Source organism: Otoolea muris (genome assembly GCF_943193115.1).
GTDB classification, from domain to species: domain Bacteria; phylum Bacillota; class Clostridia; order Lachnospirales; family Lachnospiraceae; genus Otoolea; species Otoolea muris.
Genome location: NZ_CALPCY010000010.1, coordinates 1 through 17239, shown reverse-complemented (window position 1 = coordinate 17239; position 17239 = coordinate 1). Strand labels below are relative to the sequence as shown.

The window sequence follows — 17239 nt, the reverse complement described above, 5'->3', positions numbered from 1 at the left end:
CAATACTAAATGAAGGTAAAAATAATCCCGATGTTTAGAAATAATAAACACCGCGCAAGTAACATTATACAGAAAGAAAACGTTCTGTCAATAGTTTTATTCAGAGATTGACAAGAAAAGAGAAAAATACGATAATAGGGGGAGACAGGCGGACGCTGCCGGCCACAGAGCAGGCGGGGAAGGATGCATGGCAGGCTTTGCGAAATACACCGCGGCGGCAGAACAATTTGAGGAGGAAGCAGGATGCAGAATAAATATATGGCGTATGTGGGATCCTATTCATACAATGGCCAGGCAAAAGGGATTACGGTATATGATGTGGATGTGGAAAAAGGGCTGTTCCACTACCGGTGTGAGGAGGAAGTAGACAATTCATCGTATCTTACAGTTTCAAATAACGGGAAGACGCTGTATTCCATCGCAGACGAGGGGATCGTATCCTTCCGCATACAGGAGAACGGGGCCCTGACGCGCTTAAACAGCGCCAACACCAAGGCCATGAGGGGCTGCCATATCGCGACAGATGAAAAGGACAAATATATCTTTGTCTCTGGCTACCATGACGGCAAGGAGACCGTGCTGAGATTAAAGCGCGACGGCTCCATCGGGGAAATCACGGACGGCGTGTATCACAGGGGCCTGGGGAGCGTGGCGGAGCGCACCTTCCGTCCCCATGTAAGCTGCGGCCGCCGCACGCCGGACGGGAAATTTGTATTCGTGGCGGATCTGGGGATCGACCAGATCAAAATCTACCGCTTTGATCCCGTTAAGGGCCTTCTGACCCTGGTTGACGCGCTCCGCTGCGAGCTTGAATCCGCGCCGAGGCATTTTATCTTTTCCGCGGACGGCCGTTTCATGTACCTGATGTATGAGGTGAAAAATGTAATTGACGTCTATACGTATGAGACCGGGGATAAGGTGCCGGTTCTGGAAAAGATCCAGACCATCACCTCCACAGCGCCGGAACGCTTAAGCCAGCTCACTGCGGCCTGCGCGATCCGCATGTCGCCGGACGAACACTATTTATACTGCAGCAACGCGGGCGATAACTCCGTCAGCGTTTACCGCCGGGATCCGGATACCGGCCTTCTGACTCTCCTGTGCTGCCTGCCCATCAGCGGAGATTATCCGAAGGATATCGCCATTTTCCCGGATCAGAAGCATCTGGCCGCGATCAACCACGGGAGCAACAGTATTTCCTTTTTCAAGGTGGATTATGAAAACGGGCTTCTGGTAATGTGCAACCGGAGCATTGAGGTGAACGAGCCCAATTGCTGCGTGATTGTGAAGGTACCAGGAAGCAGATAGCCGCCGCGGGGGACAGACGCGCAGGGAGATGTGCTCCTGGAATGCCTGATTTTGCGAGATTCCGGGAGTACATGCAGTAAAAAAAGGAGAAAAGGAGCAGGATATGGCGGGTTCAATATATGGCAGGATTCTGACAATGACGACCTGGGGCGAATCCCACGGCCCGGGGCTTGGGGTAGTGGTGGACGGCTGCCCGGCCGGGATTCCGCTTACAGAGGAAGACATCCAGAAGCTGCTGGATCGTAGAAAGCCGGGCCAGAGCCGGTTTACGACAAAACGCAGCGAGAGCGATTCCGTGCGGATCCTGTCCGGGATCTTTGAGGGAAAAACAACCGGAACCCCGATTTCCATGCTGGTGGAAAATCAGGATCAGCGGTCAGCGGATTACAGCCAGATCGCCGGTTGCTACAGGCCGGGACACGCGGATTATACGTATGATGAAAAATACGGCTTTCGCGACTACCGCGGCGGCGGCCGTTCCTCCGGGCGCGAGACGATCGGCCGCGTGGCGGCCGGGGCGGTGGCGGAAAAACTCCTGGCAGAGCTCGGCGTAACGGTGACAGCCTATACAAAAAGCATCGGGCCCGTGTCAGTCAGCCCGGAACGCTTTGATTTGGCGGAATGCGGGCGCAACCGCCTCTGTATGCCGGACGCAGCCGCGGCCTCCGAAGCGGAAGCATATCTGGAGAAGCTCATGGCTCAAAAAGACTCCGCCGGGGGCGTGGCTGAGTGCATCATAAAGGGCCTGCCCGCCGGCGTCGGCGATCCGGTTTTTGAAAAATTAAGCGCTAACCTTGCAAAGGCGGTCTGCTCCATCGGCGCTGTCAAGGGATTTGAGATCGGAGAGGGCTTCCCCGCGGCAAAGATGACCGGAAGCACGCATAACGACGCATTTTACAGCGAGAACGGAACCGTCAGAAAACAAACAAACCATGCGGGCGGGATACTGGGAGGGATCAGCGACGGCGGCGACATCTGCTTCCGGGCAGCGTTCAAGCCGACCCCGTCGATCGCCTCGCCCCAGAAGACCGTCAGCCGCGGCGGGGAAGAGATCGAATTAAGCGTGAAAGGACGCCACGATCCGATTATTGTGCCGCGCGCCGTGGTCGTTGTGGAGGCCATGGCGGCCTTTGCCGCGGCGGATCTGCTTCTGGCCGGCATGACTGCCAGGATGGATCGGATCCGGGAATTTTACAGGGGACGGACGGGACAGTAGCAGCTGATCCGTTTAAAGTCAGGAATATAAGGGGCTGCCGTAACAGTTCAGATAGCCGGTGAACGGTTACGGATTGTTTTTAAATAAAGAGACGCCGCGCGGCAGGGGCGTCTTTTTGCTTTAGGAACTGTTAAGAAATAACTTTTCAATAGTGCGCAGGATTTTTCTTCGGGAGCGCCACTTAAAAATCAGGCGCATAGTGGGCTATGTAACTGATTTTTGAGTGGTGCTATCGGAGAAAAAGACAAGCAATATGAAAAGTTATTTCTTGACAGTTCCTTAGCTGTACATTGCGGCAATTATGGAAAATGTGGCAATCGTGAAAACGGCGGCAATCGAAAAAACAGTGGCAATCGTGAAAACTGCGGTGCTCATGGAAATCGCGCTAATCGCGCAAATCGCGACAACCGCTAAAAAACGTGATAATCGCAGTAATCAGAGTAATGGCAATCATGACAGGGAGAAAACGGGATGGGACAGAATTATAACACAGGAACAGGTGTATCAGCGGAACAGGAACCAGAGGCGCATCTGAGGGAAATTTACAGACAGGTGAAACAGGCCGTACACGAGCTTTTGGAAGCGGCGTCATTAAAACAGGGAGACATCCTGGCAGCGGGCTGTTCTTCAAGTGAAATCGCATCATACCGCATCGGCTCCTACTCGAGCGCCGAAATCGGCCGGACGGTCTGTGACGCGCTCCAGTCCGAATTAAAGCCGGCAGGAGTCCGCCTGGCGGCCCAGTGCTGCGAGCACTTAAACCGGGCGCTGATCGTAGAGGAAGAGACCGCAGAACGCTATGGCCTGGAAATGGTCAACGTGGTTCCGCAGCTAAAGGCGGGCGGTTCCTTTGCCACAGCCGCGTACGAACAGATGGAGCGCCCTGTGGCAGTCGAACGCATACAGGCCCATGCAGGGCTTGACATCGGCGATACGCTGATAGGGATGCATCTTCGCCCTGTAGCGGTACCTGTGCGCATCTCCATCCGCGAGATTGGCGGCGCCCACGTGGCATGCGCCAGGACAAGGCTTAAATACATCGGCGGGGAGCGGGCGAAGTATTTGTAGATTTCAGTAAAATACAACCGTGGCGATTCGGCGCGCCTGAATCATTACGGATAGTTAGGAATTGTCCCGAAATAACTTCCTATATTCCTTGTCTTTTTCTCCGGCGGCACTGCTCAAAAATCAGTTACATAGCCCGCTATGCGCCTGATTTTTGAGCAGCGCTCCCGAAGAAAAATCCTGCGGACTAATGGGAAGTTATTTCGAGACAGTTCCTCAGTCAGTTACGCGCCGGCCAGAGCAATTTTCAGACATGCTCCGGGGCGGCGCTAAAGAGGAGAGGACTGCGTGGAAATCAGGAAGAATGACGTTTTAGAGCTGGAAATTGTCGATATGAGCGAAAACGGGGAGGGGATCGGAAAAGAGATCCGGAAGGAGCTCAGAACAGAGAACTCAAAAGAGAGCCCATGTCCGCATAAAAAACAGGAGCAAAACCGGGATCAAAACAGCAGCCGATACACATGGTTTGTCAGGGACGCCGTGATCGGCGACCGGATCGAGGCCAGAGCCATGAAGATGAAAAAGCATTACGGGTTTGCGCGGCTTTTAAAGGTGCAGAGGCCCTCAGCGGCAAGGATCGAGGCGAGATGCCCGGCTGCCAGCCAGTGCGGCGGCTGCCAGCTCCAGACGATGAGCTATGAGGAACAGCTCCGTTTTAAAGAGAGGAAGGTATACAATCACTTAAAACGGATCGGAGGGCTGGACAATCTGATGCTGCCCGGGGCTTTGGAGGAGAGCGGTCTGGCCGGCGCCGGGGCCCTGGCAGACGGCGGGAGCACGCAGGGTGAAGAGGAGAAGTCGAAATTAAAGGCCGGGGCGTATGTCATCATGGAGCCGATTATTGGGATGAAGGATCCATGGCGTTACCGGAATAAAGCCCAGATTCCATTTGGAAAAGACAAAGAGGGAAACGTGATATACGGCTTTTATGCGGGAAGGAGCCACCGCATCGTCGAATGTGAGGACTGCCTGTTAGGGGCCGGGGAAAATAAGGAGATATTAAAAGAGATCCGCGGCTGGATGGAACGTTTCGCGATTCCGCCGTATAACGAGGAGACTCACAGCGGCCTGATCCGGCATGCGTTGATCCGAAAAGGATTTTACACAGGTGAAATCATGGTATGCTTGGTGATAAACGGGAGGGCGATTCCCCACAGCGAGGAGCTGATCCGGCGCCTTTCCGGCATTTCCGGTATAAAAAGTATCTGTTTTAACATCAACACAGAGAAGACGAATGTGATCATGGGAGACGAAGTGGCCAGCCTAAGCGGCCCGCTCTATATCACGGATGAGATTGGCGGTGTAACGTATCGGATTTCTCCCCTGTCATTTTACCAGGTCAATCCCCTGCAGACTGTAAGACTCTATCAAACCGCGCTGGAGTATGCGGCTCTGACCGGAAACGAGATCGTATGGGATCTGTACTGCGGGATCGGGACGATTTCCCTGTTTCTGGCGCAGAGGGCCAGGCAGGTCTGCGGCGTGGAGATCGTGCCGCAGGCGATCCTCGACGCGAGGGAGAACGCCAGGATAAACGGGATCAAAAATGTAGAATTTTTTACGGGAAAAGCCGAGGATGTTCTGCCTGAACAGTATAAAAAGGAAAAACGCCATGCGGACGTCATCGTAGTCGATCCGCCGAGAAAGGGATGCGATACGGTCTGCCTGGACACCATCGTAAAAATGCGGCCGGCCAGGGTGGTTTATGTGAGCTGCGATTCGGCTACACTGGCGAGGGATGTCAGATATCTGGGGGAGAGAGGATATGAGGTGCAGAGGGTGAGGTGCTGTGACATGTTTGGGTGGAGTCCGCATGTGGAGACTGTGTGCCTTTTGGCGCGTTTGTGATTTCATTTCAAATGTAAACTAAATAAAATTTATAGTTGACAATTATTCCCTGTTATAATAAAATAAAGGAGCAGCAAGCACAGAACGCGCCCCCCTGGAACAAACGCCTCAGGCAGCCAATGGGAGCGCTTCTATATTCCAGAGAAAGCAGGGAGATACCTAAATGCCGTTATACAGTATAAAAATGCGTGCAAGCGCCCATGGCGCGCACATTTCCGGCGCGGAAAAAATTATCCCGGACAGCCGGATACCCGCAAATGCGTCCGGCCTTTTACAGCGCGGGCTGACCCATCCCAAAGGCAGGCCGGATATGCTGAATATCAAAATAGAACGCCTTCAGGACGAGGATATCCTATATCTTGACGCCCTTCCGGTAAACACCGTCGAAGTCTCCGATGTCCGGGAAGGCGTGCAGGAGATACGAAAATTCCTGAACGCGCTCTTTCTTGAAAATACAGAAAACATAATCGCCCTCCTGCCGGAAATGAATTCTATGCGCGGCGCCCTCCTGCTGGATGTGGATACGCTTGAGCGGCTGGAGCCCGATCCGGAGCGCGGAGTCCGCGCGACCTACATGGATCAGGAAACCGGGCCCCAAAACGGCAAAGCGGCCTGCGCCGCCCCCAAAGATCACTATCAGGAAGCAATTGTCCTGGCCACCAAGGTAGCGAACGCGCCAAACATCATAGGCGAAATCTGCATTTCCGACGATCCCGGCTATGTGACCGGCTACGTCGCTTCCAAATCATCCGGATATAAGCGTATCACCAAACTAAAAGAATACGGCAGTGAAAGCGGCGGAAGGATCTTTTTATACCGCGGCAGCAGAGGCGATGTCGGAAAAACCATAACCTACCTGGAAAACCAGCCTGTGCTCGTACGAAACGTACAGCCCCTGGTACAGAAAGAAAAACCGGCGGGGAAATTTGATTATATAGAGAATGAACTGCGCGCGATGCGCCAGACACATTTATACCGGACCATGAAAACGCTCCGGTCCGCCCAATCGCGCGCCGTGGAATGCGGCGGCAGGACGATGCTCATGATGGCGTCAAACAACTACCTGGATATGTCGTCCAGAGCAGATGTAAAGCAGTATGCGGCCCGCGCGCTTGAGACCTACGGCGCAGGCTCCGGCGGCTCGCGGCTCACGACCGGAAACACAGAGCTTCATGAGCGGCTTGAGGAGAAAATTGCGGCCTTTAAAAACACCGAATCCGCGTTGGTATTCAATTCAGGCTACACAGCTAACACGGCCGCCATATCAGCGCTCATGGGCAGGGGAGACACCATATTCAGCGACGAGCTCAACCATGCAAGCATAATAGACGGCTGCCGGTTAAGCGGCGCGAAGATCATCGTATACAGGCACAACGACATGCGGGATCTGGAGCAGAAAATAGCTGAGAACCCCTGCGCCAGAGGGCTTATCGTCAGCGACGCCGTCTTCAGCATGGACGGAGACATCCTGCGGCTCCCGGAATTCGTACAGATAGCAGACAAAAACGGCTTGCTGTCCATGATTGACGAGGCCCATTCGACCGGCGTGCTCGGAGAGACCGGAAGAGGAATTATAGAACACTTCCACTATGAGCACAGGCCGGACATCCTGATGGGCACGCTCAGCAAAGCCATCGGCAGCGAGGGAGGCTTTGTCTGCGGGAGCAGAAACCTTACGGAATACCTGAAAAATAAAGCGCGCGGCTTTATCTTTTCCACATCGCTCTCCCCCGTCGCCATGGCCGCCTCATACAAAGCATTCGAGGTTATAGAAGAAAATCCCGGGCTTATCGCAAAGCTCCATGAAAACGTCCGCTTCTTCTGCCAGCGCCTGCGGGAAGGGGGACTGCCCATCCACTCAGAAACCGCCGTGATACCGCTCCTTATCGGAGACGAAAAAAAGACTGTGGAAGCCTCGCAGACGCTCTTTGAAGAAGGCTATTTTACATCCGCAATCCGTTACCCGACCGTAAAAAAAGGAAGCGCAAGGCTGAGAATCGCACTGATGGCAACCCACGAGCAGGGACAGCTAAAAAAAGCGGCCCAGGCAATCCTGAATCTTCCGGCTTTCAAAGACAAGAGGAACCAATACCATGACGACTAAAAAAACATATTCGGCCAGAGCGCTCGCATCCGACGGGATTTTGTCCGTCCTCCTGCTCATAACAGGAATGTTCAAAATACCGTCCTTCCTGCCAGGCGCAGAATTCCAGGTTTCAGCCCCATTTGCCGTAACCATCGCCAAAAACCTGGGCTTTAAAAGATACCTCATGATCGGCATAGCCTCCAGCCTCTGCGGCTTTGTCCTCGGAGTCCAGAATATCCTGAATATCACAGTTGCAATGATATACAGAATCACGGCAGGCGCTATCCTGACCCTGTTCAAAGACAGCAAACCCGCTGTAATCATCAGCGGCCCCTGCGGAACCCTGCTGTCAAGAATCATACTGGCACAGCTAACCGGAGCCGACATGCGCCTCCTGCTCCTGTACGCATTGCCGGGAATGGCATTCACCGCTGTCACAGCGCCGATTTTAATCAAAGCGGCAGAAAACTGGGGATTATTTGTTCAGTAATAATCTCAGGAGCTGTTAAGAAAGTAACAGTTCAGCCTTCGACTCCGCGAGGTGTTTTTTGTGAGCGAAGGTCACAGAAAACCCGAGGGCAGCAAGCACAATTTCTGTGCATCATTTGTTGCAGTTTAGCCGGAAGGCTGAACTGTAACTTAAAAAATAATATGCTCTAATCCCCATCTTGACAAACCCCTGAATGCCATGTATACTATATCAGACGGCGCAGAACGGATCACAATCCTGCCCGCCAAACCAACCCAAACAGGAAAAGCCGGCGGCCTACCCGCCAGAGCTTACGAACCAAGCCATAAAGTTTCCGCACAGCCGGGGAGTCAGCGGTGCCCTGTACCCGCAATCCGCTACAGCGGGGGTGATGTTCTGCCCCGGGCGGTTTTCTGCAGAGCCGCCCCCTGTAACTGGCGTTGAAGCCTGGGTCTTGCGCAACAGGAATCCGTGAACCGTGTCAGGGCAGGAATGCAGCAGCACTAAGCGGAAGCTTCTGTGTGCCGCAAGGCAGCCTGGGCCGAGTTAAGCGCAGGGGTAACGTCTGTGGAAGCCGTTCAAAGCAGGACGTGCGGATAAAAATAGAAGCAGAGAATCCATATAACGGGATTCTCTTTTTGTCTTATTATATTTTTTCCTTGCCCGCGCAAGTCGATTGTATTATAATATTCGCAGGCCAAAAGAAATGCGGCAGGCAGTAACCTGGCGGCGGCCTGGGATCAACCGTAAAGGAAGTACATAAAACAGAAAGAAAAAGGAAAGGGTGTGTCATTCATGAGAAGAATCGGTATCTTAACCAGCGGCGGAGATTGTCAGAGCTTAAATGCCACCATGCGCGGCGTGGCGAAATCATTATATAAAATGTTTGACGATGTGGAGATTGTCGGCTTTGAGGACGGCTACAAGGGCCTTATGTACGCGGACTACCGGGTGATGAAGCCGTATGAATTTTCGGGTATCCTGACGCTGGGCGGCACCATACTCGGGACCTCGCGCCAGCCGTTTAAGATGATGCGGACGCCGGACGAGAACGGGCTCGACAAGGTGGCGGCCATGAAGCACACCTACTATAAATTAAAGCTGGAGTGCCTGGTTGTCCTGGGAGGAAACGGAAGCCAGAAGACGGCCAACCTCCTGCGCGAAGAAGGGCTCAATATCGTATCCCTTCCCAAAACGATTGACAATGACTTATGGGGAACAGACTTAACCTTTGGCTTCCACAGCGCGATCGATATCGCAACAAATGCGATTGACTGCATCCATACAACAGCCGCCTCCCATGGCCGTGTATTTATCGTAGAGATTATGGGACACAAGGTGGGCTGGCTGCCCCTTTACGCCGGCATCGCAGGCGGAGCGGATATTATACTGATTCCGGAAATTCCCTATGACATCAAGGTTGTGGTGGACGCCATCAAGGGGCGCATGAAGAACGGCAAGAATTTTACGATCCTGGCCGTTGCGGAAGGCGCGATCTCCAAGGAGGATGCGGCCCTCTCCAAAAAGGAGCTGAAGGAAAAGAAAAAGAACGGGCCCACATATCCGTCCGTGGCCTATGAGCTGGGCGCCCTGATTGAAGAAAAGACCGGCCAGGAAGCCCGCGTGACCGTACCGGGGCACATGCAGCGCGGCGGCGAGCCGACTCCGTATGACCGCGTGCTGGCTACCCGTCTCGGCGCAGAGGCAGCGGAGCTGATCCGCAAAAAGCAGTATGGCTACATGGTAGCCGTGGACGGCAGGAAGATCACAAAGATCCCGCTGGAGGATATTGCAGGAAAGTTAAAGACCGTAGATCCCAAGAGCGACATTATCCGGGAAGCGAAATCCGTGGGTATCAGCTTCGGCGACGAATAAAGGAGAGCGCTGTCCATGTCCTATACTGCGTTATACCGGAAATGGAGGCCCGCCTCGTTTGATGAGGTAAGAGGCCAGGATCACATCGTTAAAACTCTCAAAAACCAGATAACGTCAGGACGCATCGGACACGCATATCTGCTCTGCGGAACCAGAGGCACGGGAAAAACCAGTATTGCCAAGATATTTGCCAGGGCAGTCAACTGTGAGCATCCCACAGACGGAAACCCCTGCGGCGAGTGTGCTCTCTGTAAGCAGATTGCGGCAGGCGCTTCCTTAAATGTCGTGGAGATCGACGCGGCGTCTAACAACGGTGTGGAGAATATCCGCGATATCCGCGAGCAGGTTCAGTACCCGCCCACAGAGGGGCGTTTCCGCGTATTTATCATAGACGAGGTTCATATGCTCTCGATCGGCGCGTTTAACGCGCTGCTTAAGACGCTTGAGGAGCCGCCGTCCTATGTGATATTCATACTGGCCACCACAGAGGCGCACAAGATTCCGATCACGATCCTGTCGCGCTGCCAGCGCTACGATTTCAAACGGATCACAGTCCCGGAGATTACAGCGCGTTTACAGGAGCTTACACAGGCGGAGCAGATGCAGGCAGAGGATCGCGCGCTCCGCTACGTGGCCAGGGCGGCCGACGGCTCCATGCGCGACGCCTTAAGCCTGCTGGATCAGTGCAGCGCCTTTCACTTTGGCGAGATACTGACCTATGAACATGTCCTGGAGGTACTGGGCGCGGTAGACAACCGCATCCTTGGCCGCCTGTTTAAGGCCGCCGCCTCCGGGGACGCGGGAAGCTGTGTCAGCGTGATCGAGGAGATGGTGATACAGGGGCGCGATCTGGGCCAGATGGTAAATGATTTTGTCTGGTATCTGAGAAACCTTCTGATCGTCATGGCTGCAGAGGATGCGGAGGATATGCTGGATATGTCCGCGGAAAATATTGCCGCGCTCCGCGAGGAAGCCATGCAGACGACAGGGGAGACGCTGATGCGCTATATCCGGATCTTTTCCGAACTATCCGGACAGCTCCGCTATGCAAGCCAAAAGCGCGTGTTGGTGGAGATCGCATTTATAAAACTGACTATGCCGTCCATGGAGCAGAACACAGATTCCCTGCTCCAGCGGATTTCCGCATTGGAAAAGAAGCTTGAGGAGCTGTCCCTGCATCCGTCGGCGTTTCCTGCGCCGGCATCGGAGAAAGGATGCGCGCAGGCGCTAAAAGAGCCGGGAGCCGGAGATATCCGGGAAGCGCAGACAGCGCCGGAAAAGCCGGTCGTGCTTCCCAGGGCCGAATACGACGATCTGATGCTGATTCGCGGGGAATGGGCAAAGATCGCCCGCCTGACAAACGGGGCCGTGCGCGCCGCCCTCAAAAATACAGCGGTGGAGCCGGGAGGCGGAGGCTGCCTCTGCATCGTATTCACGCTGCCGGGCAACTATTCGATTGTCAACCGTGAAAGCGTTTTAAAAGAGCTGAAACAGATTGTTGAGGAGACATATCAGAAACAGATTGAATTTAAAGCGCGCCTGGAGTCCTCGGGGGAGCTAAAGGACACGGCATATGTCAGCGACGAGGATCTGAAGGTGATCCATGAAGATATTGTGATTGAGGATGACTAATACAGCATTTCAACATAAATGAGAGACTATGAATTTCAGGAGGAGAAGCACACCATGGCAAAACGTGGCGGTTTTCCAGGCGGAATGCCTGGCAATATGAATAATATAATGAAGCAGGCTCAGAGAATGCAGCGTCAGATGGAGGAAACCACCAAAGAGCTCGAGGAAAAGCAGTACACGGCCTCAGCGGGCGGCGGCGCGGTGTCTGTGACCGTTTCAGGAAAGAAGGAGATTCTGTCCGTAAAGCTTTCTGAAGAGGTTGTGGATCCGGAGGATATTGAGATGCTTCAGGATCTGATTGTGGCCGCGACGAATGAAGCGCTGCGCCAGGCAGAGGAGGAGAGCAGCGCTGCGATGGCAAAACTCACAGGCGGCCTGGGAGGTCTTGGCGGAGGATTCCCGTTCTAGGATTATGGATTATTACAGTACGCAGATCACAAAGCTCATAGGGGAACTGTCAAAGCTTCCCGGCATCGGGAGCAAGTCGGCCCAGCGCCTGGCATTTCATATCATCAATATGCCAAAAGAACAGGCGGAGCATCTGTCAGCGGCCATCATGGAAGCCAGACAGAACGTCCGCTACTGCCGGGAGTGCTGCACCCTGACGGATGAAGAGCTGTGCCCCATCTGTAAGAGCGACAGACGGGATCATAAAACCATCATGGTCGTGGAGAACACGAGAGATCTCGCGGCCTATGAGAAGACGGGGAAGTATGATGGAGTTTACCATGTGCTGCATGGAGCCATATCGCCGATGCTCGGCATCGGTCCGGGGGATATCCGTTTAAAAGAGCTGATGACGCGCCTCCAGAAGGAGGAGACGCAGGAGGTCATTATCGCCACGAACTCGAATCTGGAGGGGGAGACGACGGCCATGTACATCAGCAAGCTTGTAAAACCATCCGGAATCCGGGTGACGCGGATTGCCAGCGGAGTTCCGGTGGGAGGCGATTTAGAATATATTGACGAGGTGACGCTTCTGAGGGCCCTGGACGGCCGCACGGAGCTGTAGCCGCAGGATATTACCGGGACAACAAAACGCCGGCGGATGCCGCGGGCGCTTAGGAGATGCGAAAGAGATGGATAAGTACGAGTTTAATATAAAGGTTGAACAGATAAAAAAACTGGTAAATAAGGGCGATTACGAGACAGCCATGAAAATTGCCGACGCAATTGACTGGCGGCGCGTGCGCAGTACGAGCCTTCTCACCATGGTAGCCCAGGTATACGAGCGGAACGCGGAATATCAGGAGGCAAAGGATATTCTTCTTCTGGCCTTTGAGCGGGCCCCCATCGGAAAGGGGCTCTTGTTTAAATTAACGGATCTGGCGCTGCGCGAGGGCAATGTCCAGGAGGCGGAAGCTTACTACCGGGAATTCTGCGAACAGGCAGGGGACGATCCGCGTCAGTTCCTTCTGTGGCATTTGATTTTAGAGGCCAGGGAGGCCCCCCTGGAACAGCAGATAGCGACTCTGGAGCGCTATTGCCAGGAGGATCTCGATGAGAAATGGCTGTACCGTCTGGCGGAGCTCTACAGGCAGGCAGGGCGGGATGAAGACTGTGTCCAGATCTGCGATAAGATCATGCTGCTTTTTGGTCTGGGGAAATATGTGGATAAAGCCATGGAGCTGAAGCAGCAGTTCGCACCGCTGTCAGAGTATCAGATGGATCTGGTAGAAAACCGTGAAAAATATGAGGAAAAACTGCGCGCTGTGGAGGAGGAGTACCAGAAACCTGCTAACCGCCGTTTAATACAGAGACAGGAATATTACAATTCGGAGGAAAATGAGATGGAGACAGGCAGGGATACATCCGGAGCGGAGATGGAAGCGATCCTCCATGAAGCCAGGGCAAAGGAGGAGCTGGCCAGAGAAATGTCAAAGCTGGAGCCATACGGCGAGGAGGAGGCTGCAGGCGGCGGAGAAACGAGAGTTTTCAGTCCGGCCCGCGACGTCCGCCCCGCCCGGCAGCCGCTCCAGGCCGAAGAGGATTCGCAGGCGCGTGACTGGCCGGAACAGGCGATAGCCCAAAAAGAGGCGTCGGCAACGGCAGAACCGCTGAAAATGAGCGCGGATGTGGATAAGGATATGGAGCCCTCGTCCACCGCCTCGCCGGGCGAATATGAAGAGCAGCCCGGGCCTTATATGGAGGAGCCGGCTGCCTATGAGGAACCGGACGCCTATGAACAGCCGGACGCTTACGAAGAGCTTCAGGACACCTATGAAGAGCAGTCCGAATCCTATGAGGACGAGATTTCTGAGATTGAGGACTGGGATCTGGCTCTGGAAGACAGATATCACCTCATGCTTGAGGCAGTAAGCCGGGAAGACGGCATAGCCATGGCTGTGGAATGTTTAAAAAGCATTCACCGTGAGATGGGGAGAAAAAATCCCGTGGCAAAAGTCAGCGGCGACAAATTAAACCGCAAAGGGCTCTATGCCGTGGCAGAACGCCTGCCGGGAAAGGATCTGATCATCGAGGGGGCGGCGGATCTGGATTCGGTTGTGATCGACGAATTAGACGCATTGATCGACCAGGATCAGACCGGTATCGTACTCGTGCTGTTCGACACGCCGCCCCGTTTACAGCAGATGTACATGCAATATCCTGATTTTGCGCAGAAATTCCGCTATATTCAATATCCGGATATGGATATGAATGCACAGCCCGGAGAGGAGCAGGAGACGGCCCGGGAAACGGAAATGCTTAGAATGGCGGCGGCAAGAGAGGAAGAGGCGGCGAGGCAGAGGCTGGCGGCCCATGAGGAGGAGATCCGGCGTCAGGCCCGCAGTATGGCGGAAGCCGAAGCCGCCAGCCAGGCGCGCCGTCAGGCCGAATATGAAGCTTCCAGGCAGGCGCGCCGTGAAGATGAATACGAAGCCGCTGAAGAAGCGCGCCGCAAGGCTGAATATGAAGCCGCCGTAAAGGCCCGCCGTGAGGCGGAATACGGAGAAGATGAGGAAGCGCGCCGCCAGGCCGAGTATGAGGTGTCAAAAGAAGCGCGCCGCGCGAGATATGAGGCGTCAAGGGCAGCCCGCCGTAAGGCGGAAGACGAACTGACGCAGGAAATCCGCCGCAGGACAGAAGACGACGCCGCTGAAGCAGCGCGTTATCAGGCCGAAAAAGAGGCGGACGAGGCTATCTATCAGGAGGAATACAGAGCAGAGCAGATGCGCCGCGAGGCGGACGAAGAGGCCGCAAGCCTTCAGGAGCGCTATGAGGAGGATGCCTCTGATGACGGATACAGCGACTACGCGCCGCAGGAAGGAGAGCCGGACGACGGGACGGTCATGGATGTAGAAGAATTTACGCAATATGCCTGCAAATATGCATCTGAGATCGACTGCAGCATTACAGGAAAGAGCCTTCTGGCCCTGTATGAGCGCGTGGAAATGATGGAGGAGGACGGAGCGCCTCTTACCCGGACGAGCGCGGAGGATTTGATAGAAGAAGCGGCTGACAGGGCGGAGAAAAAATCATTCGGCGGCCTGTTCTCGCCAAAATACGACAAAGAGGGGCTTCTGATCCTGAAAGAAAAGCATTTCTTTGACTCATAAAAGGAAAAAACGTGCATTACGGTAACCGTTCAGGCTGTCTGAACGGTTACGCATTACACACGCCGGATAATGCGAGGTGTTTTAAGTGTCTATAAAATTAATAGCCCTGGATCTGGACGGGACGCTGCTCACAACCGATAAGCGGATCACGGCCCGGACCAGAGCGGCAATAGAAGAATGTGAAAAAAGAGGAATAGAGATTGTACCTGCCACCGGCCGCGCCATGAGAGCCGTACCGGCCGAGATTTTAGAGCTTCCAGGCGTGAGATACGGGATATTCACGAACGGCGCTTCCGTCTGGGATATCAGGGAGGAAAAAAGCATTGCCGCTCAGTATATCGACTGGCAGACAGCGCTCAAAGCGATCGAAATACTGGAGAGATATCCGATGCTGTATGATCTGTATATCGAAGGGCGGGGAATCTGTGAAGCGCAGTTTCTGGAACGTCTGGAGGAGTTTGGCGTACCGCCGGAAAATTGCCGTATTATCCGCAGCTCACGGCAGCCGGTTCCAAATTTAATTGCCTATTTAAAGGAATTCCACCCCCCTGTCCAGAAAATCAACCTGATTTTCCGGGAAAAAGCAGTAAAAGCAGAGGTCAGGCGCGAACTGTCACAGATAGACGCCCTGAGCGTTACCTCTTCCCTGCCATGGAATCTGGAAGTGAACGCGCAGGGAGCGACAAAGGGAGGCGGCCTGGAGCGTCTCAGAGCGCATTTAAACATTTCCCGTGAAGAAACCATGGCATTTGGGGACGGAGAAAATGACCTCCCCATGCTGCAGGCAGCCGGGCTCGGCATTGCGATGGAAAACGGAGCGGACTTCCTCAAAAAACAGGCGGATATTATCACCCTGACAAATGACAGGGACGGAGTAGCCGCCGCCATAGAGCAATATGCCCTTGGAGAATAAGAATGGAAAAATGGCTGTCAATTGCGGTCGGAGTATATCTGGCCGGTATGATACTTTACGGACATTATAAAGGCTTTATCAAGCTCTCCGTTTCGGCAGCAGCTCTGATCGCCACCCTTCTGATTGCCCGCGGCGTCACTCCCAGGGCGGCTGATTTTATAAAAACCAACACCGGAATTTGCGCCGCCTTTGAGGAAAGCATTCTGTCTGCGCTGAATCTCAGCGAGACGGCCGATCAGGCAGGCCCGTCCGGACAGCGGATGATCATCGAGACGCTGGAGCTGCCCAAACAGCTAAAGGACGCTCTGCTGGAAAATAATAATAACGAGGTCTACCGCGTACTCGGCGTGGAGGCATTCAGCGGCTACATCGCGAAATATCTGGCCAACAGTATCCTCAATATGATCCTGTTCCTGATCCTGTTTGTAATTGTATTTACCGGCATTAAGATTGTAACGGTCTGGCTTGACCTGGTGGCGCGCCTGCCTGTTTTAAGCGGAGTCAACAAGATAGCAGGAGGCATTTTGGGAGGTGTGGAAGGCGTACTCTACCTGTGGGTAGCGTTTCTGTTCATTACAGCCTTTTCCGCCACCTCGATAGGCAGGCTCCTGATCCGTCAGATAGAAAGCAGCGCATGGCTGTCCTTTCTGTATGAGAGAAATCTGCTGGGAGGCTTCGCAATGGCGGTCATAAAGCATATTTTATAGCTCTTTACAGATCGGATAATGCGGGACAAAGTTGGCAGATAGGTCAGAGAATCTGCTGCGCTGGCTGTACGAAAACGCAGTGGCCCTATGCCCGTAACAGTTCAGGGTCATCTGAACTGTTACACTGAAGGAGCGTTATTAAAAAAGCCAAAAATATCCTTGACAAGCTGTATGGGAGATGTTATAGTTTAATCCCGATGTACAACATCGGCAAATTGAACAGAATATTCATCTGTATCAAACAACGGCTGTCCCGTTAGCAGATGCAGGAAAATAAAAAAGTCAAATAAAGTAGTTGACAGATACGGAAAGATATGGTATTATATCTAAGCTGTCAGCGAGATGACAGCTCAAGCAAAGAAAAGAAATAAAAAAGTTGTTGACAAATGTAGAAACATGTGATAGACTATAAAAGTTGCTACAAGAGATAACAACACAGAACCTTGAAAACTGAACAGTATATAAAACCCTGAAAATTCTTAAGATAAAAGGCTTATGGTTAAGCCTTGAAGTTTGAGAAAACATTCAGAACAAAACCAAACAGTAATAACGGTTAAAATTAG

General features: G+C 53.5%; 13 protein-coding genes and 1 other RNA gene. All 14 read left to right on the top strand.

Going from position 1 to position 17239, the window contains the following annotated elements; genetic code table 11:
* Positions 1-243 precede the first annotated feature (243 nt).
* The 14 genes from NFS31_RS08345 to NFS31_RS08280 all read left to right on the top strand — a co-directional run bounded on the left by NFS31_RS08345 (position 244) and on the right by NFS31_RS08280 (position 16676).
* Positions 244-1308 carry a lactonase family protein gene (locus NFS31_RS08345; RefSeq protein ID WP_251493409.1) on the top strand — a complete coding sequence of 355 codons (1065 nt, stop codon included), beginning with the start codon at positions 244-246 and terminating at the stop codon, positions 1306-1308.
* Positions 1309-1411: 103 nt separating this feature from the next.
* Positions 1412-2524, top strand: coding sequence for a chorismate synthase (gene aroC / locus NFS31_RS08340; protein ID WP_251493408.1), 1113 nt, complete (start codon positions 1412-1414; stop codon positions 2522-2524).
* 471 nt (positions 2525-2995) lie between these two features.
* On the top strand, positions 2996-3592 hold the full coding sequence (locus tag NFS31_RS08335) for a TIGR01440 family protein (protein WP_251493407.1): 597 nt from the start codon (positions 2996-2998) through the stop codon (positions 3590-3592).
* A gap of 285 nt (positions 3593-3877) precedes the next feature.
* Entirely contained in the window at positions 3878-5437 is a 1560-nt protein-coding gene (gene rlmD, locus NFS31_RS08330; RefSeq protein WP_251493406.1) for a 23S rRNA (uracil(1939)-C(5))-methyltransferase RlmD, read from the top strand.
* Between the two features lie 163 nt (positions 5438-5600).
* Complete coding sequence (bioF, locus tag NFS31_RS08325; RefSeq protein ID WP_251493405.1) at positions 5601-7541, top strand: 8-amino-7-oxononanoate synthase; 1941 nt, start codon at positions 5601-5603, stop codon at positions 7539-7541.
* Complete coding sequence (locus NFS31_RS08320; RefSeq protein ID WP_251493404.1) at positions 7531-8013, top strand: hypothetical protein; 483 nt, start codon at positions 7531-7533, stop codon at positions 8011-8013. The genes bioF and NFS31_RS08320 overlap by 11 nt, the downstream gene beginning before the upstream one ends.
* A 313-nt stretch (positions 8014-8326) precedes the next feature.
* Positions 8327-8588: signal recognition particle sRNA large type (gene ffs, locus NFS31_RS08315), an RNA gene on the top strand.
* Positions 8589-8787: 199 nt separating this feature from the next.
* Positions 8788-9867 (top strand): 6-phosphofructokinase, encoded by a 1080-nt coding sequence (locus NFS31_RS08310; RefSeq protein ID WP_251493403.1) that lies wholly within the window; start codon positions 8788-8790, stop codon positions 9865-9867.
* A gap of 15 nt (positions 9868-9882) precedes the next feature.
* Positions 9883-11499 carry a DNA polymerase III subunit gamma/tau gene (dnaX, locus tag NFS31_RS08305; RefSeq protein WP_251493401.1) on the top strand — a complete coding sequence of 539 codons (1617 nt, stop codon included), beginning with the start codon at positions 9883-9885 and terminating at the stop codon, positions 11497-11499.
* A 54-nt stretch (positions 11500-11553) separates the two neighbouring features.
* Positions 11554-11907, top strand: coding sequence for a YbaB/EbfC family nucleoid-associated protein (locus NFS31_RS08300; RefSeq protein WP_251493399.1), 354 nt, complete (start codon positions 11554-11556; stop codon positions 11905-11907).
* A 4-nt stretch (positions 11908-11911) separates the two neighbouring features.
* Entirely contained in the window at positions 11912-12511 is a 600-nt protein-coding gene (recR, locus tag NFS31_RS08295) for a recombination mediator RecR (RefSeq protein ID WP_251493397.1), read from the top strand.
* A gap of 67 nt (positions 12512-12578) precedes the next feature.
* Complete coding sequence (locus NFS31_RS08290; RefSeq protein ID WP_251493395.1) at positions 12579-15056, top strand: tetratricopeptide repeat protein; 2478 nt, start codon at positions 12579-12581, stop codon at positions 15054-15056.
* An 85-nt stretch (positions 15057-15141) separates the two neighbouring features.
* A complete protein-coding gene (locus NFS31_RS08285; RefSeq protein WP_251493393.1) occupies positions 15142-15969 on the top strand; it encodes a Cof-type HAD-IIB family hydrolase in 828 nt (275 codons plus the stop codon).
* Positions 15970-15971: 2 nt separating this feature from the next.
* Positions 15972-16676 (top strand): CvpA family protein, encoded by a 705-nt coding sequence (locus tag NFS31_RS08280; RefSeq protein ID WP_251493391.1) that lies wholly within the window; start codon positions 15972-15974, stop codon positions 16674-16676.
* Positions 16677-17239 lie beyond the last annotated feature (563 nt).

Coding starts and splice junctions, on each gene's coding strand:
- NFS31_RS08345 (WP_251493409.1), top strand. CDS start 244: ATGCAGAATAAATATATGGCGTATGTGGGATCCTATTCATACAATGGC.
- aroC (WP_251493408.1), top strand. CDS start 1,412: ATGGCGGGTTCAATATATGGCAGGATTCTGACAATGACGACCTGGGGC.
- NFS31_RS08335 (WP_251493407.1), top strand. CDS start 2,996: ATGGGACAGAATTATAACACAGGAACAGGTGTATCAGCGGAACAGGAA.
- bioF (WP_251493405.1), top strand. CDS start 5,601: ATGCCGTTATACAGTATAAAAATGCGTGCAAGCGCCCATGGCGCGCAC.
- NFS31_RS08320 (WP_251493404.1), top strand. CDS start 7,531: ATGACGACTAAAAAAACATATTCGGCCAGAGCGCTCGCATCCGACGGG.
- NFS31_RS08310 (WP_251493403.1), top strand. CDS start 8,788: ATGAGAAGAATCGGTATCTTAACCAGCGGCGGAGATTGTCAGAGCTTA.
- dnaX (WP_251493401.1), top strand. CDS start 9,883: ATGTCCTATACTGCGTTATACCGGAAATGGAGGCCCGCCTCGTTTGAT.
- NFS31_RS08300 (WP_251493399.1), top strand. CDS start 11,554: ATGGCAAAACGTGGCGGTTTTCCAGGCGGAATGCCTGGCAATATGAAT.
- recR (WP_251493397.1), top strand. CDS start 11,912: ATGGATTATTACAGTACGCAGATCACAAAGCTCATAGGGGAACTGTCA.
- NFS31_RS08290 (WP_251493395.1), top strand. CDS start 12,579: ATGGATAAGTACGAGTTTAATATAAAGGTTGAACAGATAAAAAAACTG.
- NFS31_RS08280 (WP_251493391.1), top strand. CDS start 15,972: ATGGAAAAATGGCTGTCAATTGCGGTCGGAGTATATCTGGCCGGTATG.